This is a genomic window from Aeromonas sp. SER (assembly GCF_038739615.1).
Lineage (GTDB): Bacteria > Pseudomonadota > Gammaproteobacteria > Enterobacterales > Aeromonadaceae > Aeromonas > Aeromonas jandaei.
In genome coordinates, this window is the sequence record NZ_JBCGFC010000009.1 from 40680 (window position 1) to 59959 (window position 19280).

The 19280-nt window shown below is 55.8% G+C and carries 21 protein-coding genes; 15 read left to right on the forward strand and 6 right to left on the reverse strand.

Annotated elements, in window-relative coordinates:
- Window positions 1–59 precede the first annotated feature (59 nt).
- From AAHA41_RS14260 to AAHA41_RS14270, 3 genes are all read right to left on the reverse strand, one after another.
- On the reverse strand, window positions 60–518 hold the full coding sequence (locus tag AAHA41_RS14260) for a GAF domain-containing protein (RefSeq protein WP_033113533.1): 459 nt from the start codon (window positions 516–518) through the stop codon (window positions 60–62).
- A 102-nt stretch (window positions 519–620) separates the two neighbouring features.
- A complete protein-coding gene (locus tag AAHA41_RS14265; protein ID WP_323070208.1) occupies window positions 621–1082 on the reverse strand; it encodes a hypothetical protein in 462 nt (153 codons plus the stop codon).
- 124 nt (window positions 1083–1206) lie between these two features.
- A complete protein-coding gene (locus tag AAHA41_RS14270) occupies window positions 1207–1374 on the reverse strand; it encodes a hypothetical protein (protein WP_323070209.1) in 168 nt (55 codons plus the stop codon).
- On the opposite strand from AAHA41_RS14270, the gene ccoN reads away from it, so the two are divergent.
- The 11 genes from ccoN (at window position 1366) to ttcA (ending at window position 11535) form a co-directional block, all read left to right on the forward strand.
- Complete coding sequence (gene ccoN / locus AAHA41_RS14275) at window positions 1366–2790, forward strand: cytochrome-c oxidase, cbb3-type subunit I (protein ID WP_042031008.1); 1425 nt, start codon at window positions 1366–1368, stop codon at window positions 2788–2790. The genes AAHA41_RS14270 and ccoN overlap by 9 nt on opposite strands.
- 16 nt (window positions 2791–2806) lie before the next feature.
- Window positions 2807–3421 carry a cytochrome-c oxidase, cbb3-type subunit II gene (gene ccoO, locus AAHA41_RS14280; RefSeq protein WP_041207796.1) on the forward strand — a complete coding sequence of 205 codons (615 nt, stop codon included), beginning with the start codon at window positions 2807–2809 and terminating at the stop codon, window positions 3419–3421.
- Window positions 3422–3431: 10 nt separating this feature from the next.
- A complete protein-coding gene (locus AAHA41_RS14285) occupies window positions 3432–3614 on the forward strand; it encodes a CcoQ/FixQ family Cbb3-type cytochrome c oxidase assembly chaperone (RefSeq protein ID WP_041207797.1) in 183 nt (60 codons plus the stop codon).
- Entirely contained in the window at window positions 3611–4591 is a 981-nt protein-coding gene (ccoP, locus tag AAHA41_RS14290; RefSeq protein ID WP_041207798.1) for a cytochrome-c oxidase, cbb3-type subunit III, read from the forward strand. The genes AAHA41_RS14285 and ccoP overlap by 4 nt, the downstream gene beginning before the upstream one ends.
- A gap of 140 nt (window positions 4592–4731) precedes the next feature.
- The gene (locus tag AAHA41_RS14295; protein WP_041207800.1) at window positions 4732–5232 is read left to right on the forward strand and encodes a FixH family protein; all 501 of its coding nucleotides are present in this window, start codon (window positions 4732–4734) and stop codon (window positions 5230–5232) included.
- 3 nt (window positions 5233–5235) lie between these two features.
- On the forward strand, window positions 5236–7632 hold the full coding sequence (locus AAHA41_RS14300; protein WP_323070210.1) for a heavy metal translocating P-type ATPase: 2397 nt from the start codon (window positions 5236–5238) through the stop codon (window positions 7630–7632).
- Window positions 7633–7770: 138 nt separating this feature from the next.
- Complete coding sequence (gene ccoS, locus AAHA41_RS14305) at window positions 7771–7959, forward strand: cbb3-type cytochrome oxidase assembly protein CcoS (protein WP_033113556.1); 189 nt, start codon at window positions 7771–7773, stop codon at window positions 7957–7959.
- Window positions 7943–8629, forward strand: coding sequence for a sulfite exporter TauE/SafE family protein (locus AAHA41_RS14310; RefSeq protein ID WP_215807908.1), 687 nt, complete (start codon window positions 7943–7945; stop codon window positions 8627–8629). The genes ccoS and AAHA41_RS14310 overlap by 17 nt, the downstream gene beginning before the upstream one ends.
- A gap of 68 nt (window positions 8630–8697) precedes the next feature.
- Complete coding sequence (locus tag AAHA41_RS14315; protein WP_033113524.1) at window positions 8698–9453, forward strand: FNR family transcription factor; 756 nt, start codon at window positions 8698–8700, stop codon at window positions 9451–9453.
- 151 nt (window positions 9454–9604) lie between these two features.
- Complete coding sequence (uspE, locus tag AAHA41_RS14320) at window positions 9605–10552, forward strand: universal stress protein UspE (RefSeq protein ID WP_323070211.1); 948 nt, start codon at window positions 9605–9607, stop codon at window positions 10550–10552.
- 74 nt (window positions 10553–10626) lie between these two features.
- Window positions 10627–11535, forward strand: coding sequence for a tRNA 2-thiocytidine(32) synthetase TtcA (gene ttcA, locus AAHA41_RS14325; protein WP_005336634.1), 909 nt, complete (start codon window positions 10627–10629; stop codon window positions 11533–11535).
- Between the two features lie 103 nt (window positions 11536–11638).
- Here ttcA and AAHA41_RS14330 read toward each other — a convergent pair whose 3' ends face one another.
- Together AAHA41_RS14330 and AAHA41_RS14335 are read right to left on the reverse strand one after the other, a co-directional pair.
- The gene (locus AAHA41_RS14330; protein ID WP_071910072.1) at window positions 11639–12328 is read right to left on the reverse strand and encodes a DUF2987 domain-containing protein; all 690 of its coding nucleotides are present in this window, start codon (window positions 12326–12328) and stop codon (window positions 11639–11641) included.
- 16 nt (window positions 12329–12344) lie between these two features.
- A complete protein-coding gene (locus AAHA41_RS14335; protein WP_043850773.1) occupies window positions 12345–13082 on the reverse strand; it encodes a hypothetical protein in 738 nt (245 codons plus the stop codon).
- A gap of 191 nt (window positions 13083–13273) precedes the next feature.
- Here AAHA41_RS14335 and potA point away from each other — a divergent pair, with 191 nt between their 5' ends.
- The 4 genes from potA to AAHA41_RS14355 all read left to right on the forward strand — a co-directional run bounded on the left by potA (window position 13274) and on the right by AAHA41_RS14355 (window position 17167).
- Window positions 13274–14377 carry a spermidine/putrescine ABC transporter ATP-binding protein PotA gene (gene potA, locus AAHA41_RS14340; protein ID WP_323070212.1) on the forward strand — a complete coding sequence of 368 codons (1104 nt, stop codon included), beginning with the start codon at window positions 13274–13276 and terminating at the stop codon, window positions 14375–14377.
- On the forward strand, window positions 14364–15251 hold the full coding sequence (potB, locus tag AAHA41_RS14345) for a spermidine/putrescine ABC transporter permease PotB (protein WP_323070213.1): 888 nt from the start codon (window positions 14364–14366) through the stop codon (window positions 15249–15251). The genes potA and potB overlap by 14 nt, the downstream gene beginning before the upstream one ends.
- Window positions 15248–16018, forward strand: a complete 771-nt coding sequence (gene potC / locus AAHA41_RS14350; RefSeq protein ID WP_005336644.1) for a spermidine/putrescine ABC transporter permease PotC — start codon at window positions 15248–15250, stop codon at window positions 16016–16018. The genes potB and potC overlap by 4 nt, the downstream gene beginning before the upstream one ends.
- A gap of 81 nt (window positions 16019–16099) precedes the next feature.
- Window positions 16100–17167 carry an extracellular solute-binding protein gene (locus tag AAHA41_RS14355; protein WP_323070214.1) on the forward strand — a complete coding sequence of 356 codons (1068 nt, stop codon included), beginning with the start codon at window positions 16100–16102 and terminating at the stop codon, window positions 17165–17167.
- Window positions 17168–17321: 154 nt separating this feature from the next.
- Here the strand turns inward: AAHA41_RS14355 and AAHA41_RS14360 are convergent, their stop codons facing one another.
- Window positions 17322–18815: a caspase family protein gene (locus AAHA41_RS14360; RefSeq protein WP_323070215.1), complete on the reverse strand. Its 1494-nt coding sequence runs from the start codon at window positions 18813–18815 to the stop codon at window positions 17322–17324.
- Between the last annotated feature and the right edge of the window lie 465 nt (window positions 18816–19280).

The following is a 19280-nucleotide window of genomic DNA, read 5'->3' on the forward strand; positions in this document are numbered from 1 at the left end:
CACAACAAAGGCCCCATTATAGAGAGCTTGGGGCCTTTTGCGAACCATCTAGCAATGACTTAAAGCATGCTTTCCAAAATTTGCACCGTTTCTTCAAGACCAATCCGGTCTTCCTGGTCGAAACGGTTAAAAATCGGACTGTCGATATCCAGCACCCCGATGATCTCGTGACCCCGACGCAGCGGAATCACAATTTCAGCGTTGCTGGCACCGTCACAGGCAATATGTCCCTCGAACTGGTGCACATCATCCACCAACTGGGTCTTGCCTTGGGCAACAGCCGTACCGCAGACACCACGGCCAACCGGGATCCGGACACAGGCAGGCTTGCCCTGGAAGGGCCCCAGCACCAGGGTATCCCCTTGCAACAGATAAAAACCGACCCAGTTGATACCAGTCAACTCCTGATTGAGCAAGGCGGAGAGGTTGGCGAGTTTGGCGATCAGATCTGGCTCCCCTTCCAGCAGCGCCTGCGCTTGCCGGTTGAGGGTACGATAAAAGGCGTTCTTGTCACTCATGATTAAATGCACTTCACTCCCTGTAGACTGAAGGGAAGGTAACCTCTGAGACAAAAATTTCAAATATTTTTTCCAGAGTCCCCCTTCCCTGCCACGACATCACTATTCCCGAGCGACTGAAAGTGCCAGCTGCTGGCGCTGGCCATTGCTCCACTCAATATTGAGCAACCAGACCATCATGGGGGATGTGCAGCTTCCTACCAGCGTATTTGCCTGCCAGCCATTGCCACTTGATTCAAAATTGACAGGGATGGTGCCCATAAACATATCTCGCCCCTCGAGCCAGGCTTTGATCGGTTTAATCCCGGGGTCCCCGCCCTCCAATCGAATAATAAAATCGCGTTCAGCGCGCACAGGTAATTGTGAAATAGCAATTGCCATCGACTTTTCACCAATTAACAGGTCACAACTGCTGTGGGAAAGATCACAAATTTGATCTTTTTTTGGCTCGGAATTTTGTGAATTATCGACTGCAAACCAGGTGCGATAGCTCACCAGCGCCACCAGAACGGCCAGCACTAGCACAAGATGCGTTACTTTCTGTGCAGTCAGTCTCTCTTTCATCAAAAACACCCTGTAAAGATGTAATAAAAATGGTCTTTTTTTGATCTCGCACAAGGTAAAACAAGCGTGTCAACGAGACCGTGCGGAGCCAAATATATCACTGTTTATACTGTTATTTTACCTGTCAGTTCAGTATCATTCCCATGGAGTTTTCATTTAGCCATCTTTTACTTTTCCTTTCGTTAACAGGTGTTAACAAGTGGTTGAGGATAGCGCGATGAAGTCCGTCCGGTTTGCCGGACAAAAAACCAAACAACAGCAGCATCGGAAGCGGAATATAACGATGAGCCATACAACTAACCATCCTGAGTACAACTACACCGTTGTTCGCCAGTTTACCGTCATGACGATTGTCTGGGGAATTGTCGGCATGTCGGTTGGCGTACTGATCGCAGCCCAGCTTATCTGGCCTGCTCTTAACTTCGACACTCCGTGGCTGACCTACAGTCGTCTGCGGCCCCTCCATACCAACGCGGTGATTTTTGCCTTTGGCGTCAGCGCTCTGATGGCAACGTCGTTCTACGTTGTTCAGCGCACCTGCCAAACCCGGCTGTTTGGTGGCCCGCTGGCGACCTTCGTCTTTTGGGGCTGGCAAGCCATCATCCTGTCGGCTGCCATCTCCCTGCCGCTGGGTTACACCTCCGCCAAGGAGTATGCCGAGCTGGAGTGGCCGATTGACCTGGCCATCACTGTGGTGTGGGTCGCCTACGCCATTGTCTTCTTCGGCACGCTGATGAAGCGCACCACTTCCCACATCTATGTGGCGAACTGGTTCTTCGGCGCCTTCATCATCACGGTCGCCGTGCTGCACATCGTCAACAACATGGAAGTGCCGCTCAGTGCCATGAAGTCCTACTCCATGTACTCTGGCGCCATGGACGCCATGGTGCAGTGGTGGTACGGCCACAACGCGGTAGGCTTCCTGCTGACTGCTGGCTTCCTCGGGATGATGTACTACTTCGTGCCCAAGCAGGCTGGACGTCCGGTTTACTCCTACCGTCTCTCCATCGTCCACTTCTGGGCGCTGATCTCCCTCTATATCTGGGCCGGTCCGCACCACCTGCACTACACTGCGCTGCCTGACTGGGCTCAGTCCCTCGGCATGGTTATGTCCCTGATCCTGTTCGTGCCCTCCTGGGGTGGCATGATCAACGGCATCATGACCCTCTCCGGTGCCTGGCACAAGCTGCGTTATGACCCCATCCTGCGCTTCCTGATCGTCTCCCTGTCGTTCTACGGCATGTCGACTTTCGAAGGCCCGATGATGGCGATCAAGACTGTCAACGCCCTCTCCCACTACACCGACTGGACCGTTGGTCACGTTCACTCCGGCGCGCTGGGCTGGGTAGCCATGGTCTCCATCGGTGCGGTTTATCACCTGATCCCGAACCTGTTCGGTCAGGGCCGCATGTACAGCATCAAGCTCATCAACGTCCACTTCTGGCTGGCGACCGTGGGCACCGTGCTCTACATCGTTGCGATGTGGATTTCCGGCGTGATGCAAGGCCTGATGTGGCGTGCAGTCAACGAAGACGGCACTCTGACCTACAGCTTCGTAGAAGCGCTGCAGGCCTCCTATCCCTTCTACTTCGTGCGCTTCCTGGGTGGCTGCTTCTTCGTCACCGGTATGCTGCTGTTGGCCTACAACGCCTATCGCACCATCACTGCGCCCAAAGGTTCCCTGGAACCTGTCGCCCAGCCAGCATGATTGAAGAGGTCCAAGAATGAGCAACAATAACCGTCACGAGATCCTTGAAAAGAACGTTCCTCTGCTGGTGGTGGCCATTATCTTCGCCATCAGCCTGGGGGGCCTGGTTGAAATTACCCCGCTCTTCTTCCAGAAGCAGACCACCGAGCCGGTTGAGGGCCTCAAGCCCTATACCGCACTGCAGATGGAAGGGCGCGATATCTTCATTCGCGAAGGCTGCACCAACTGCCATAGCCAGATGATCCGTCCGTTCCGTGCCGAAACCGAGCGTTACGGTCACTACTCGGTTGCCGGCGAGAGCGTGTGGGAGCACCCCTTCCTGTGGGGCTCCAAGCGTACCGGCCCGGATCTGGCCCGCGTAGGAGGTCGCTACTCCGATGCCTGGCACCATGCTCACCTCATCAACCCGCGTGATGTGGTTCCCGAGTCCAACATGCCTGCCTATCCCTGGCTCGATACCAACGTGCTGACCGGCGAGATGACGGGCAAAAAACTGGCGCTGTTCCGCGATCACTTCGGTGTGCCATATACCGATGCGGATATTCAGGGTGCAGGGGAAGCAGTTAAAGGCAAGACCGAGCTGGAAGCCCTCATCGCCTATCTCCAATCACTGGGCCATGCCCTGAAATAAGGAGCCTGAGATGGATTACGGCACATTTCGCGGTCTGTATACCCTGCTGTTGATGGCCATCATGATTGGCATCATCGTCTGGGCCTACAGCAAACGCCGCAAGACCTCTTTTGATGAGGCCGCCAATCTGGTGTTTGCCGATGATGAGCAAGCCGGTGCTGATAAAAAGAACGCAGGAGCGAAACAAGAATGAGCACTCTGTTTAGTATTTTCGTAACCGTCATCACCCTGGGGACCATCCTTGGCTGCTTCTTGCTGCTGATGTGGTGCCTCAAGGACAAGATGGGCGTTGAAGAAGGCAAGCCGATGGGCCACTCCTTCGATGGTATCGAGGAGATCAACAACCCGTTGCCGAAGTGGTGGACCTACATGTTCCTCTTCTTCATCGTCACCGGTCTGGTCTATCTGGTCGCCTTCCCGGGTCTGGGTAACTTCAAAGGCCTGCTGGGCTGGCAAAGTTCCAACCAGGACGTGCGCTCGCTGGCCGAGTCCAAGGCCGCAACCGAATCGGCCAAGGCTGAAGGTCGCGCCGTGGAGTACGACCGTGAGGTCGCCAAGGCTGACGAGATCTATGGCGCCAAGTTCCGTGAACTGACCTATGAGGCTGATGGCAAGACCTACCGCGCCATCACCGAAATCGCCAAGGATCCGGAAGCCCTGAAAGTGGGTCAGCGTCTGTTCCTGCAGAACTGCTCCCAGTGCCACGGCTCTGACGCCCGCGGCGGTCGAGGTTTCCCGAACCTGACCGACAGCGAATGGCAATGGGGCGGCCAGCCTGATCAAATCAAGACCACCATCATGGGCGGTCGTCAGGGTATCATGGCTGCCTGGGGTGAAATCCTCGGTAAAGACGGTGTGCAAGAGGTGGCTTCCTACGTGCTGAGCCTTTCCGGTCGCAAGGTCGATCTGGTCGAAGCCAAGAAGGGTGAAGCGCGCTTCACCATCTGTGCTGCGTGCCACGGCCCCGATGCCAAGGGCGGTATCGCCGTTGGTGCACCGGACCTGACCAACAACACCTGGCTCTACGGCGGTTCCCGCGAAGTGGTGGTGCAGACCATCACCCACGGTCGCCACGGTGTGATGCCGGCCTGGAAAGACATCCTGGGTGAAGACAAGGTACACCTGCTTGCTTCCTACGTTTACAGCCTGTCCCATCAGCCTGCTAAATAAAGGTCGCTCACATAAGTCGTAACATGTGATAAACACGTGATTACACAGCAAAAAGCCTCGACTCCTCGAGGCTTTTTGTTATCTTGTGTTGCAGAAAAGCTCTCTTACTCGTTAATCATTCGTTTCACGGCAGTAGCATCATGACCCAACCTGTAATCAAACCCTGGTATCGCCAATTCTGGCCCTGGTTTATCATCGCCCTCCCCACTGCCGCCGTTGTCGGCAGCATCTCTACCGCCATCATTGCCAGCAAGGATGGGGTCAATCTGGTCGCCGAGGACTATTACAAACAAGGGAAAGAGATCAATCAGGATCTGAGCAAGTTCGATCGCTCCGAGGCCCTCAATATCCGCTTCGCCCTTGAGGTCAACAGCCACGAGCTCACCCTCAAGCCCGTCAGCGGTGACATCCCGCCGGGTCAGGCCCTCTATCTGTCGCTCTTCCACCCCACTCTGGCGGGACTGGACAGCGAACACATGATCACTGCCGATGCGAGCGGCACCTATCGCCTCCACTTCGATAAACCGCTCACAGGCAAATGGCACATCCGGGTGGATGCGTTCAACCACGAGTGGCGCCTGCAAGAGACGGTACAACTGCCCACCCAGGCACCTGTCGAACTCGATCCGAAAGGACGCTAAGTCATGACCGGCTGTTTTCACTGTGGCGAGCCGGTTCCCGCCAATAGCGGCTATTCCCTCGAGATAAAGGGGATCGTCAGGCCCATGTGCTGCCCCGGCTGTCAGGCCGTGGCAGAGACCATCATGGAGTGCGGCCTTGCCAGCTATTACGATCACCGCACCGCCCCCGGCATCAAGGGTGAACTGGTACCCGAAGAGCTCGCTGCCCTCACCCACTACGATCTGGCGGAAGTGCAGCAGGAGTTTGTCACCGACAGCGGCACGGGTCGGGAGACTACTCGCGAAATCCAGCTGACGGTAGAGGGATTGACTTGCGCCGCCTGCGCCTGGCTTATCGAGCGCCATCTGATGACGTTAAGTGGTCTGCGCTACATCAACGTCAACACCACGACCCATCGCGCCCGTATCAAGTGGGATCCGGCCCAGCTATCCCTGAGCGACATCCTCAAGGGCTTCGCCAAGATTGGCTATCGCGCCTACCCCTTCCAGACCCATCAGCAGGAAGCCCTCTACGCCAAAGAGGTGCGCAGCTACATGTTCCGGCTGGCATTGGCGGGGCTGGGGTCGATGCAGGTGATGATGTGCGCCGTCGCGCTCTACATGGACCTCTTTATCAGCGTCGAAGATGAATTCATGGTCTACTTCAAGTGGATAAGCCTGCTGCTCTCCACCCCCATCATGATCTACTCGGCCCAGCCTTTTTACATCAACGCCTGGCGCAGCCTGAAGCAGGGACACCTGTCGATGGATGTCTCGGTATCGCTGGCACTGATCGGGGCGTTTATCGCCTCCATGTGGGCCACAGTGTTCAATACCGGTGAGGTCTACTACGACTCCATCACCATGTTCGTCTTCTTCCTGCTGCTTGGCCGTTTTCTTGAGCTGCGGGCCCGGCGCAAAGCCTCCGAATCAAGCTCCAACCTGGCACGGCTGGTGCCCATCATGGCGACCCTGATCGACCAGGATGGCGAGCGTGAAGTGGCAGCCAAGACCCTGCAAGTCGGCGATCGGGTGCGGGTACTGGCAGGGGCGACGCTGCCCGCGGATGGCGTCATCGTGGCGGGAGAGGCAAGTCTCAATGAGGCGATGCTGACTGGCGAGCAGCTGCCGCTGTTCAAGCAGTGCGGCGATCTGGTCTATGCCGGCACCATCAACACCGATGCGCCGCTGCAGATCCGGGTGACCCACCGCATCGAAGAGTCGCGCATCTCCCAGATCATGCGCCTGCAGGATCATGCCCTCGATGACAAACCGGCCATCGCCCAGATGGCGGACCAGCTGTCGCGCCACTTTATTCTGGTGCTGCTTATCATTGCCGCGGCGGTCTGGACCTTCTGGCACTTCCACCAACCGGAACAGGCATTCTGGATCGCGCTGGCCGTGCTGGTGGCCACCTGCCCCTGCGCACTTTCGCTGGCAACGCCGACAGCGCTGACCTCGGCGACCGCCAATCTGACCCGCAACGGCATCCTGCTGCGCCGCGGCCATGTGCTGGATATATTGACCAAGGCCAACCGGATCGTGATGGACAAGACTGGCACGCTCACCACCGGTGAGATCCGCCTGTCCGCAACCACGGTGATGGGCACACTCGATGCAGACCGCTGCTTTAGCATCGCACGGGCTCTGGAGACCCAGTCCGAGCACCCCATCGCCCGAGCGTTCAGGCTACCCGCCGATGAAGTGGCACTATTGCCACAGGCCAGCGAGATCACACCAGTCATCGGTCACGGCATCACCGGGCTGGTAGACGGCGTTCGCTATCGTATCGGCAGCGCCAGTTGGCTTGGTATCGAGAGTGACGATAACGCCCAGCATGGTCTTGCCATCTACCTTGCCGACGAACAGCAACTGCTCGCCCGTTTCGATCTGGATGACACCTTGCGCCCGGATGCCAAAGCGTTGATCGACGCGTTCAAGGCTGCCGGTCTGCAGACGACTATTCTGACCGGTGACAGCTCTTCCCAGGCTGACGAGATTGCCCGAACCCTTGGGGTCGACGAGCTGGTCAAGGGGGTGACGCCGGATGGCAAGCTGGCGTATCTCAAAGCCCGTGAAGCAGAGGGCGAGATCAGCATCATGGTGGGTGATGGCATCAACGATGCCCCCGTGCTGGCCGGAGCGCACGCCTCCTTTGCCATGGCGGGCGGCACTGACCTGGCCAAAAACAGCGCCGATGCCATTCTGCTGGCCGATGATCTCAGTCGTCTGCTCGATGCCAGGAGGCTCGCGCTGCGCACCCGCAAGATCATCATCGAGAACTTTACCTGGTCCATAGGTTACAACCTGCTGGTACTGCCGCTGGCAGCCTGTGGCTGGCTACCTCCCTATCTGGCGGCTGCGGGCATGTCGCTCAGTTCACTCATCGTGGTGACCAACTCGATGCGCCTCAACAGATAAGCAAACTGCAAGAAAATAGCTGAAATAGTGGCCTGCCTCCGATGCAGGCCACATTTTTGACCGATAGCGGCTGGCCCTCCTCCCGAACGGGGTTACCATGGAGGACGCTTGCCACGGATGAATGCCAAGGTACTTCTCATGAACATAATTTTTGTCCTGATCCCCATCGCCATTCTCTTCGTCGTCATCGCCGGCGTGGTCTTTTTCTGGGCCATTCGCTCCGAACAATTTGAAGATCTCGATCGCCAGGGTTCCAACATCCTGTTTGATGAAGATGAACCCCAACAAAAAGCGGTGAAGCCCTCCTCCCATGACTCACAACCTTGATCTGCTGGGGGCCCTGCTGGTAGGACTGGCAGGCTCGGCTCACTGCATCGGCATGTGTGGTGGCGTCTCCGCCGCCCTCTCCATGGCCATCCCGGCCGACAAGCAGCACTTCAGCGGACGCCTTGGCTACCTGCTCAACTACAACCTGGGGCGGATCCTGAGCTATGTGCTGGCAGGCGCGCTGGTGGGCGGCCTGCTCGCTACCACCAGTGAACTGGGCGCAGGCAAACATGCCATCGAGGGGCTGCGGCTGATAGCCGCGCTGCTGATGATCGCCCTTGGTCTCTATCTGGCCGGCTGGTGGCAGGGGATCCTGCTGCTGGAGCGCCTCGGCGCCAAACTCTGGCCCCATATCAAACCCCTTGCCGGTAAGTTTCTCCCCTTCACCTCGCCGCTGCAGGCACTCCCCTTTGGCATGGTGTGGGGCTGGCTCCCCTGCGGGCTGGTCTACTCCATGCTGACCTGGAGCGCGGCGGCCGGTTCGGCCAGCGGCGGGGCGCTGATCATGCTCTTTTTTGGTCTCGGCACCCTGCCGACCTTGTTCGCACTGGGGGGGCTTGCTGACCGCCTCAGATACTGGTTAACCCTGCGCAGTTTGCGCCTTGGCGGCGCTCTGTTACTCATTTTGTTCGGGGTTCATACCCTGTGGGTTGGCATAGCCGCCTTTTGAAACCCTATCCAAAACGGATGAGTTGGTGGTAAACTTGTTTGATATAAATCAATTATTCGTATGAGCCTATGATCCCGGAAAAGAAACCTGGCAGACGTATCCAGAGCGGTGGCTGTGCAATTCATTGCCAGGATTGCAGCATCAGTCAGCTCTGTATCCCCTTCACCCTGAACGACAACGAGCTTGATCAGCTCGATAGCATCATCGAGCGCAAAAAGCCGATCCAGAAGGGTGAGGAGCTGTTCAAGGCCGGTGATGAGTTCAAGTCGCTCTACGCCATTCGTTCCGGGACCATCAAGTCCTACACCATCACAGAACAGGGCGATGAGCAGATCACCGCCTTCCACCTGGCTGGTGATTTGGTCGGGTTTGACGCCATCAACAAACAGGCTCACCCCTCCTTTGCTCAGGCGCTGGAAACGGCCATGGTGTGCGAGATCCCCTTTGAAGTGCTGGATGATCTCTCCGGCAAGATGCCCAAACTGCGCCAGCAGATCATGCGTCTGATGAGCAGCGAAATCATGGGCGATCAGGAGATGATCCTGCTGCTCTCCAAGAAGAATGCCGAAGAGCGCCTCGCCGCCTTCCTGCACAACCTCTCGGTGCGCTTCTCCGAACGCGGTTTCTCTGCCAAGGAGTTCCGTCTGGCTATGACCCGTGGCGATATCGGCAACTATCTGGGTCTGACCGTCGAGACCATCAGCCGTCTGCTCGGCCGCTTCCAGAAGTCCGGTCTCATCAGCGTCAAAGGCAAGTACATTACCGTGCTGGATCAGGTCGCGCTGGGCATGATGGCCGGAGCTACCCGTCCGCCCTGCGGCTGATTTTTCTCCTTACAACCCCGCTTTTATTCCGCTTTCCCTGCCGGATCCTTTCCTCTGGAATGTGATCCGGTACGTTCCAGCCCCCCTCCTCCTGCGCTAAGCTGTAATGACTAAGATTCTGCCGTCATTGGACTTTTCCAAGGAGGAGAAGATGGTCAAATATCAGAATATTCTGGTAGTTATCAATCCAGAAGAGGAGCGTCAAATCGCCCTCGAACGGGCCGTCAAGATCGCCGAGCTGGACGACAATGCCCGCCTGACCCTGCTGCTCACCATCTATGACTTCTCGTATGAAATGACCGCCATGCTCTCCGTCGAGGAGCGCGAAGAGATGCGTAACGGCGTCATCTCCCAACGGCGCGAGTGGCTGGACGAAATCCTCACCCCCTACCGCTCGCAAGGGATTGCTTGCGAGGTCAAAGTGATCTGGCACAACCGCCCCTTCGAATCAATCATTCAGGAGGTGCTGGAGCAACGCCACGATCTGGTGGTCAAGGCCACCCACCATCACAGCTTCCTGCAAACATTCATTTTTACGCCGACCGACTGGCATCTGCTGCGCAAATGTCCCTGCCCAGTGCTGCTGGTAAAAGAGGGGCACTGGAAACGGGGCGGCAATATCATCGCAGCCATCAACTGCTCCAGCGACGACCCGGATCAGAAGCTGCTTAACGAGCGGATCACCCAGGAAGGTGGCGATATCGCCGAGCTGCTCGGCTCCAGTCTCTATCTGGTCAACACCTATCCGGGTACCCCGGTCAATGTGGCCATCGAGCTGCCGGAGTTTGATCCCAACGCCTACAACGAGGCTATCCGCAAACACCACGAGACCCTGCTGCTGAGCCATGCCGACAAGTTCGGTATCGGCCATCTCTGGACCCGGGTGGCAGAAGGGTTGCCAGAAGAGGTGCTGCCGGACATGGCTGAAGAGCTGGATGCCAATCTGATGATCATGGGCTGCGTCGGCCGCACCGGTCTCTCGGCTGCCTTGCTCGGCAATACCGCTGAACATGTGATCGACCACCTCTCCTGCGACCTGCTGATCCTCAAACCGGCCGACTACAGCTGCCCGGTCGACAGTCGTCGCAATCAATCATAAGGTGCCTGGCACCTTGCCCTCCCCCGGGACATGGCTATAATAACGCGCTTATTTGTGTCCCGGGTTTTACGAGCATGCTAGAAGAGCTGAACGCCAAAGAAAAATACAGTTTCAACAAACTGCAAAAGCGCCTGCGGCGCAACGTAGGTCAGGCCATTGCCGACTTCAACATGATTGAAGAGGGCGACAAGGTCATGGTCTGCCTCTCCGGCGGCAAGGACAGCTTCGGTATGCTCGACATACTGATGAGCCTCAAAGCCAGTGCCCCCATCCATTTCGATCTGGTTGCCGTCAACCTGGATCAGAAGCAGCCCGGTTTCCCCGAGCACGTGCTGCCCGAGTATCTGGACTCCCTCGGCATCGAGTACAAAATTGTCGAAGAGGATACCTACTCCATCGTCAAGGAGAAGGTTCCGGAAGGCAAAACTACCTGCTCTCTCTGCTCACGACTGCGCCGCGGTATTCTCTACCGTACCGCCCAGGAGCTGGGTTGCACCAAGATTGCCCTTGGCCACCACCGCGACGACATCCTCGAGACCCTGTTCCTCAACATGTTCTACGGTGGCAAGCTCAAGTCCATGCCGCCCAAGCTGGTGAGCGACGATGGCAAGAACGTGGTGATCCGCCCGCTGGCCTACTGCAAGGAGAAGGATCTGATCCGCTACGCCGATGTCAAAGCCTTCCCCATCATTCCGTGCAACCTGTGCGGCTCGCAGGAGAACCTGCAGCGTCAGGCCATCAAGCAGATGATGCAGGATTGGGATCGCCGCTTCCCGGGTCGTATCGAGACCATGTTCACCGCCATTCAGGACGTGATCCCGAGCCACCTGCTCGACCACAAGCTGTTTGACTTCAAGAGCATCAACCGCGACTCCGGCATCATCGATGGCGGCGACAAGGCCTTTGATCCGCCCGAGATGCCAAAAGCGCCGTTGCTGGACATCGACGAGATGGACATGCTGGATGTGATTGAAGTGCGCTAAGCCACGCTCACAGGGCAAACGCCACACAATAAAAAAGGAGCGATTATCGCTCCTTTTTTGCTTTCATGACCTGCCTGCTACGAATGTAACAGCACCGTTGGCATCAGCCTTTGTGCAGCCAGGGGGTCAGTCGCAACACCTCGCCCTGCAGACGCAAGGTACCACCCGCAAATGCACTCAGCTGCGCATTGCTCAAGAGCAACTGGCCATGCTGCCACGCAACGGGCTCCTGCCGGGCCCCATCGACAAGGTAGGCCGTCCCCTGCGGCTCGACCAGCGCGATCCGGATACCCTCCATCTTCGGCAAGAAGTACTTGCCGACCATGCCAGCCATCTTGTCCAGCAGCTGCTGCATCTGCTGCTGACGCTTGGCAAGCTCAGCCAGTGGCATGTCGGGAACGGCCGGCGCATCGGCCATCACCTGCACCGTCATATCGCAGGTCGCGTGCGGCTCTTTCAGGGTGACCGCAACCACCGCCTTGTCGAGATTGAGGTCGTCATCGAACGGCAGACGCAGCTCGCTGTCGATCGTTACCTCCCCCTTCACATCCTTGTCCTGTGTCGAGACCCGGGCAGAGTCGAGCGCACAGCGCTTGCCATTTTGCGGATCGGTCAGATAAAACCCCAGTCTGGCATGGCCAAACTCGCCCTTGGCGAAGGTCTTCATCTGGCTGTAGAAGGCGCCATATTGCAGCTCCAGCACAGGTTGCCCGGCCATCGCCAGTGTCGGCAGCAACAGGCTGGCCAGCAGGGTACGACGTACGGTAGAGATCACTCCATATCGACAGGTCATTCAGCGTCCTTTTGCATCATGCATTGAAATGGTTGGGTCCTTCAGCCACCTCGTTAACCTCTACCGCCACCCCGCAGAGATCCCGATAGAGGATCCCCTTGCAGTTGAAGTAGAGTGGTGCCACCCAGATAAGACCCAACCCCATCGGGATCAGGGCCACAAAGAAGAGTGCAGCCATCACTCCGTGAAACAGCACCAGGCTCGGCCAGCCGCGCAAGAAGATCTTGAGCGAGACCACAATGGCCTGCGGCGGCGTCATGCCGCGCTCTAGCACCAGCGGCACGGTAAAGAGCAGCCCCATGCCAATCAGTGCGGAAGGGATAAACGAGAACATCACCGGCAACCCAATCAGCTCGAACAGCGGGCCAAACAGGCTGGTGAGCAGACTGCCGAGCAGACTCAGCATGCCAAGGCGCACAAAGTGGCGGAAGAAATCGAACACCTGGCTCGCCCGGGCCCGCACGCCAACCGACTGCTGCAAACCGAGCATGTCGAGGGCACTGGTCATGGGGGCCATGATGACGGTGATCAGCAGGCTCAGGACCATCGCCACATTCATCTGGCTGTCATCGCCGATATAGGGCACCAGCACCATGTTGCTGAGCAGGATCCAGATCGCCGTGACGCCGACAATCGCCAGCAGCAGGCCAAATCCGGTACGGCGGGTCTGTTGCCACCCCTCTTGAATGACCCCTTTCAGGTCCAGGCGATAACCCTTGTTCAAAGATTGCTCGAGCGAGCCGCCAATACGCATTCTGTTACTCAATTGACTATCCAACATCGAAAACGACCAAATCAGGTGGCACATTATAGCGACTTGGCCTGCTATTCGTAGTCGTTTTTCCTGACCACTTGCGGCCAAAAAGCCTTTAATTTCATGGATTGGCTGCATAGAATGCGGCCCTCTTTCAACATGATGGCCACTGGCTGGGGTGAGACTGGCGGATGATGAACAATCCACAGGTAATTGTCGCGCTGAACAAGATCAGCAAACTTTATGACGGCAAGGCGATATTGAGCGACCTTGACCTTGAGATCTATGACGGTGAGTTTCTCACCCTGCTGGGCCCCTCAGGCTGCGGCAAGACGACCCTGCTACGCCTCTTGGCCGGGCTCGAATCGGTCGATGGTGGCACCATCCATCTGGCCGGTGACGAGATCACCCATATCCCCGCCGAACACAGGCACATCAACACCGTATTCCAGAGCTATGCGCTCTTCCCGCATATGACGGTGTTTGAAAACGTCGCCTTTGGCCTCGAGATGCAGAAGGTACCGGCCAGCGAGATCCGCCAGCGAGTCGAGGAGACCCTCGCCATGGTACAGCTCACCGAGCTGGCCAACCGCCGCCCGGATCAGCTCTCCGGCGGTCAGCAGCAACGGGTCGCCATTGCCCGCGCCGTTGTCAACAAGCCGCGCCTGCTGCTGCTCGATGAATCCCTTTCGGCGCTCGACTACAAGCTGCGCAAGCAGATGCAGAGCGAGCTCAAGGCGCTGCAGCGTCGCCTTGGCATCACCTTTGTTTTCGTCACCCATGATCAGGAAGAGGCGCTCACCATGTCTGATCGCATTCTGGTGATGGAGGGCGGCAAGATCATCCAGCGCGGCACCCCGCGCGATATCTACGAATCGCCAGCCAATCTGTTCGTGGCCCGCTTTATCGGCGAGATCAATGTGATGGATGGCAAGCTGATCAGCCAGCGCGAGTCCGGTATCTGGCAGGCCGAGGTAGAGGGGCGTGAATGCCTGCTTCATACCACCTTGCCGTTCCAGCCAGACGACAAGGTACTGGTGCTGCTGCGCCCGGAAGATCTGCGCATTCTCGATCAGGATGACGACCAGAGTGGTGCGCTGCGGGGCAACATCCGCGAGCGCAACTACAAGGGGGCGACGCTGGATTCGGTGATCGAGCTCGAAAGTGGCAAACAGCTGCTTATCTCCGAGTTCTTCGACGAGGATGACCCCGATTTTGACTACCGTCTGGGTCAGGAGGTGGCGCTCCACTGGGTTGACAGCTGGGAGGTGGTGCTGCCCTATGAGCCTCACTAATCTGCGGGTACCGCACAGCTTTGCCCACAAAGGCTTTCGCAACGGGGCCATCGCGCTGATCCTGGGCTGGCTGACGCTGTTTGTCTTTTTGCCCAACCTGATGATCATCGGCGTCAGCTTCCTGACCCGTGACGAGTCCGATCTTATCGCGCCGCTCTTTACCCTGAGCAACTATGGCCGCCTGCTGGACCCCCTCTATTTCGAGGTGCTGCTCCACTCCCTCTGGCTGGCGCTGCTCGCCACAAGCATCTGCTTGCTGGTGGGCTACCCCTTTGCCTGGCTGCTGGCCCATCTGCCAGCGCGTATCCGCCCGCTGCTGCTGTTTCTGGTGGTTGTGCCGTTTTGGACCAACTCCCTCATTCGTACCTATGCGCTGAAAGTGCTGCTCGGCACCCGGGGGCTGATCAATGGGTGGCTGCTGGATCTGGGGCTTATCGAGCGGCCGCTGCAGATGATGTATACCGAGGTGGCCGTCATCATCGGGCTGGTCTATGTGCTGCTCCCCTTTATGGTGCTGCCGCTCTACTCCAGCATCGAGAAGCTGGATGGCCGTTTGCTGGAGGCGGCGCGAGACCTTGGCGCCAACGGCTGGCAGCGGCTGGTGCGGATCATCTTGCCCCTCACCCTGCCCGGCATCATCGCCGGTTGTCTGCTGGTGTTCCTGCCTGCCATGGGGATGTTCTACGTCTCCGATCTGCTGGGGGGCGCCAAGCACCTGCTGATCGGCAACCTGATCAAGACCCAGTTCCTCAACAGCCGTGACTGGCCCTTTGGCGCCGCCATCAGCGTGATGCTGACGGTGCTGATGGCGCTCTTGGTCTACTGCTACTGGCGGGCGGGCAAGCTGCTCAGCAAGAAGGGGGAGCTGGCATGATGCGCGCACTGAAGGCTCTGTTCTTGCTGCTGGTGTTTGGCTATCTCTATGTGCCCATCGGGGTGCTGATCGCCAACTCCTTCAACCTGTCGAAATATGGTATCGACTGGCGCGGCTTTACCCTGGGCTGGTATGAGAAGTTGTTTGCCAGCGCCAGCCTGATGCAGGCGGCCCAGCACTCCCTGACCATCGCCGCCCTCACCGCCACCGCCGCCACCCTGATCGGTACCCTCACCGCCGTGGCGCTGTTTCGCTACCGCTTTCGCGGCAAGCAGTACGTGAGCGGCATGCTGTTCGTGGTGATGATGTCCCCCGATATCGTGATGGCTATTTCGCTCCTGACCCTGTTTGTGGTCACCGGCATTGCGCTGGGCTTCTGGTCGCTGCTGATCGCCCACATCACCTTCTGCCTGCCGTTCGTGGTGATCACCGTCTACTCGCGGCTGTGCGGTTTTGATGTGCGGATGCTGGAAGCCGCGCGGGATCTGGGGGCTGGCGAGTGGATCATCCTGCGCCGCATCATACTGCCGCTGGCGCTGCCGGCGGTGATGGCGGGCTGGCTGCTCTCCTTTACCCTGTCGCTGGACGACGTGGTGGTGAGCTCCTTTGTTACCGGCCCGGCCTACGAGATCCTGCCGCTCAAGATCTACTCCATGGTCAAGGTGGGCGTCTCCCCCGAGGTCAACGCCTTGGCAACCCTGATGCTGGTCGCCTCCCTCGGGATGGTGCTGCTGGCGCAACTGTTACTGCGCAAACGGCAGGGTTGACCCTGCCCGTTTCGTCCCCGCCACCTTTGGCGAACTCTGTCACGGTGGGCCGCAAGGCCCCATAACCCCAAGGAGTTGTTGATGACAATCCAACACCAGGCCGGCGCCCTGCTGGCAGCCGCCCTCACCCTCACCACCCCGCTGCTGAGCCAGAGCGCTCGCGCGGCCGACGACAAGGTGGTCTACTTCTACAACTGGTCGGAATATGTGCCGGATGGCCTGCTGGAGCAGTTCCAAGAAGAGACCGGCATCAAGGTGATCTACTCCACCTACGAATCCAACGAGACCCTCTACGCCAAGCTGAAAACCCATGGCGACGGCTATGACGTGGTGGTGCCGAGCACCTACTTCATCTCGAAAATGGCCAAAGAGGGGATGTTGCAGCCGCTGGATCGCGCCCAGCTGCCCAACTTCAAGCACCTCGACCCCACCCTGCTCAACCACGAGTACGACCCGGACAACCGCTACTCCATCCCCTATATCTGGGGCGCAACCGGGATCGGCACCAACACCGACATCATCGAGCAACCGGTGACCAGCTGGAAGCAGCTCTGGGCACCGGAGTGGAAAGAGAGCCTGCTGCTGATGGACGATGCCCGCGAGGTGTTCCATATCGCGCTGGTGCAGCTGGGCTACAGCCCCAACACCCAGGACAAGGCGCAAATTGCCGAAGCGTTCGAATACCTGAAAAAGCTGATGCCCAACGTCAAGGCGTTCAACTCCGACAACCCGGCCGACCCCTTTATCGCCGGTGAGGTCAATATCGGTATGCTGTGGAACGGCTCGGCCTACGGCGCCCAGCGCGAATACCCCTCCATCCAGATGACCTACCCCGAAGAAGGCGCCGTGCTCTGGATGGACAACCTCGCCATTCCGGCCAAAGCCAAGCATGTGAAAGAGGCCCACGCCCTGATTAACTTCCTGATGCGCCCCGATGTGGCCGCCAAGGTGGCCGAGGCGATTGGCTACCCCACTCCGGTCAAGGATGCCATTCCCCTGCTCACCCCGGCATTTCGCAACAACCCCATGGTCTTCCCGAGCGACGAAATCAAACGCAAGGGGGAGTTCCAGTCCGATGTGGGGGATGCCTCCCGCCTCTACGAGCAGTACTTCCTGCAGTTGAAAGCCATGGTGGCTAAGGCGGGTTAAGTCGGCTGTTAATCTGCCCTTATGGGCTTAATGGATAAAGGGGGCAATTGCCCCCTTTTACTTTTCTCGCGTCTTTTACACCTAAATACTATCTCCCTTCGATCACGAAAATACTCTTCAACTTAAAGTACATGCTAGAGATAGGAAATTTTTACTACAAATCCTCTATATGAACCCCCACTCGCTCAATTATCCAAGAGCTGGTTTCATGAATAATATTATTAGCTGCATCCTTGATGCCAGTTGCAGATTTTAGGGGGGTAAGTATGTTCTTCCAATTATTGCATTGGGGAGGTGGAATTACATCCCAATGAGTTGCATGTAAAACTTCATAGGAAAAATGAATCGACAGTTTACTCTTTGAATACATCAGTACTGTAGTGAGATTAAAGTAAGGTATTGATTCAAATTTTGGTTTAAAAGAAATGCTTATTATATTTTTATCATATTCATCGTTATTAGAATATTCAACGCCATCAATTACATCTTTTGTCACCATAACATTTTCAAGTTTGTACTGGTCATCACTCTCAAAGCCAGCCAATAAACTAGTTAAGGCATTTTGATAACGCGATGGTTTCTTTGGTAGTTTTTTGTACTCCTGTATTTCGTATTTAACTTGGGTATATGATGGTTTAGCAAACAACCCTAGCTTACTATTTTTATCTAGCCATTCGCCTAACAACTTTCCATTGGGCAATTCAAACTTTGAGAGATTTTGTGCATTAACTTCAAATATATCGGTAATATCAGATGGCCAGTGCTCTTCTAAGAGACTCTTATTGAAACTATCCAAATTGGCAAGAGCCTCTTCTTTCGTACAACAAAGATCGCTAGATTTGGTTTGGATCAAAGATAGCAATGTCGAAGCTGAATTCGATTTTTCGATTACTGAATCATCAGCATTCTTTTGCAATCCCATATATTGGTTTATCAAATTGTGTGTTGATTCTTTTATTTCACCAAAATCTTCTAGCAATGTTGCCTGAGAAATGAATATAGGTGTTGGCGCCCCTCTTCGTTCAAGATCATCTGCGACATATGCCATTAGCTCATGGTACTTAAGCTCATGTTCGCGTTCTAAAATACAAGTAAAGATACTTTCCGAAAAATAGCTAAGTTCAGGCCCTGCTGTAGACTCCGTATCTCCTCGTGACGAAAAGAAAAAATATATATTATTTAGGTGATTACTTGCTGCAGAATTTTTGAAATCCCGTTCATAGTTCGATTCACTTTTTATATACTGAGTGCCACTGTAGCATGCATCAACAAATTTTACGTATAACTTAGGGGATAGATTCCTAATAATCCCATCAAGATAGGTGTTACTTATTCCTGTTGTACCCTTTTTTGTCTGAATAAAATCAGAGCAAAGATAATAAAACTCGTTATCAATCCTTTCGCCATGACCTGAAAAATAAAAAACCAACTCGTTTACATTCTTGTCCTTATGATCATTAACAAAACTAGTTATGGCCTTATTTATCAGATGGTATTCTTGGTTATCATTGAGATAAAGAATATCATCAAATGCTTTCACATCAGACAATACACTCTTGAATAATTCTGCATCATTTTTACAAGCAGGTAGATCGCTATAGGTATCATATTTATATTTAGATACCCCAATTATTATCGCTAAATTCAAAATGCCTCCCTAATTTTATAATGATTAGCACCACGTTCCATGTATGAGCTAGCATGCCTTGATAGCCCTAACTTTGATAAGATATCAAATGAGAATCATCTTGTTGAGTATAAAGTTATTTATCGTGCTGATTTTTTTTACTTCTTGATGAAGATCTACAAAATAGTGGTGCTTGAGATTAAAAAATGTCTTATTGGCTAGCGTAATTCAAAAAAGATGGGGCGATTCTGCACCAGACCTTTCAGTAACAACTGCTTTCTCTCTGCATAAGCGCCACCAAGATCCACATGCCCCCCAGTTGGCCAATACTCGAAGGGTTATGCTGACAACAAAGTGGCCAAAGCCGATTAATTCTGCGCTTTTTCATTACCCCTTAGGGGTGTAGATTGGTTGGGGGGCAAGCGTTGCCCCCTCTCTTTTTTCATGACTGCCCGTGGTGCTGTGCGAAACAATCTTTCGCCGATA

Bases quoted from the DNA above. Each gene is read 5' to 3' on its own strand.
- AAHA41_RS14260 (WP_033113533.1), bottom strand. From the start codon at position 518: ATGAGTGACAAGAACGCCTTTTATCGTACCCTCAACCGGCAAGCGCAG.
- AAHA41_RS14265 (WP_323070208.1), bottom strand. From the start codon at position 1,082: ATGAAAGAGAGACTGACTGCACAGAAAGTAACGCATCTTGTGCTAGTG.
- ccoN (WP_042031008.1), top strand. From the start codon at position 1,366: ATGAGCCATACAACTAACCATCCTGAGTACAACTACACCGTTGTTCGC.
- AAHA41_RS14270 (WP_323070209.1), bottom strand. From the start codon at position 1,374: ATGGCTCATCGTTATATTCCGCTTCCGATGCTGCTGTTGTTTGGTTTT.
- ccoO (WP_041207796.1), top strand. From the start codon at position 2,807: ATGAGCAACAATAACCGTCACGAGATCCTTGAAAAGAACGTTCCTCTG.
- AAHA41_RS14285 (WP_041207797.1), top strand. From the start codon at position 3,432: ATGGATTACGGCACATTTCGCGGTCTGTATACCCTGCTGTTGATGGCC.
- ccoP (WP_041207798.1), top strand. From the start codon at position 3,611: ATGAGCACTCTGTTTAGTATTTTCGTAACCGTCATCACCCTGGGGACC.
- AAHA41_RS14295 (WP_041207800.1), top strand. From the start codon at position 4,732: ATGACCCAACCTGTAATCAAACCCTGGTATCGCCAATTCTGGCCCTGG.
- AAHA41_RS14300 (WP_323070210.1), top strand. From the start codon at position 5,236: ATGACCGGCTGTTTTCACTGTGGCGAGCCGGTTCCCGCCAATAGCGGC.
- ccoS (WP_033113556.1), top strand. From the start codon at position 7,771: ATGAACATAATTTTTGTCCTGATCCCCATCGCCATTCTCTTCGTCGTC.
- AAHA41_RS14310 (WP_215807908.1), top strand. From the start codon at position 7,943: ATGACTCACAACCTTGATCTGCTGGGGGCCCTGCTGGTAGGACTGGCA.
- AAHA41_RS14315 (WP_033113524.1), top strand. From the start codon at position 8,698: ATGATCCCGGAAAAGAAACCTGGCAGACGTATCCAGAGCGGTGGCTGT.
- uspE (WP_323070211.1), top strand. From the start codon at position 9,605: ATGGTCAAATATCAGAATATTCTGGTAGTTATCAATCCAGAAGAGGAG.
- ttcA (WP_005336634.1), top strand. From the start codon at position 10,627: ATGCTAGAAGAGCTGAACGCCAAAGAAAAATACAGTTTCAACAAACTG.
- AAHA41_RS14330 (WP_071910072.1), bottom strand. From the start codon at position 12,328: ATGACCTGTCGATATGGAGTGATCTCTACCGTACGTCGTACCCTGCTG.
- AAHA41_RS14335 (WP_043850773.1), bottom strand. From the start codon at position 13,082: ATGCGTATTGGCGGCTCGCTCGAGCAATCTTTGAACAAGGGTTATCGC.
- potA (WP_323070212.1), top strand. From the start codon at position 13,274: ATGATGAACAATCCACAGGTAATTGTCGCGCTGAACAAGATCAGCAAA.
- potB (WP_323070213.1), top strand. From the start codon at position 14,364: ATGAGCCTCACTAATCTGCGGGTACCGCACAGCTTTGCCCACAAAGGC.
- potC (WP_005336644.1), top strand. From the start codon at position 15,248: ATGATGCGCGCACTGAAGGCTCTGTTCTTGCTGCTGGTGTTTGGCTAT.
- AAHA41_RS14355 (WP_323070214.1), top strand. From the start codon at position 16,100: ATGACAATCCAACACCAGGCCGGCGCCCTGCTGGCAGCCGCCCTCACC.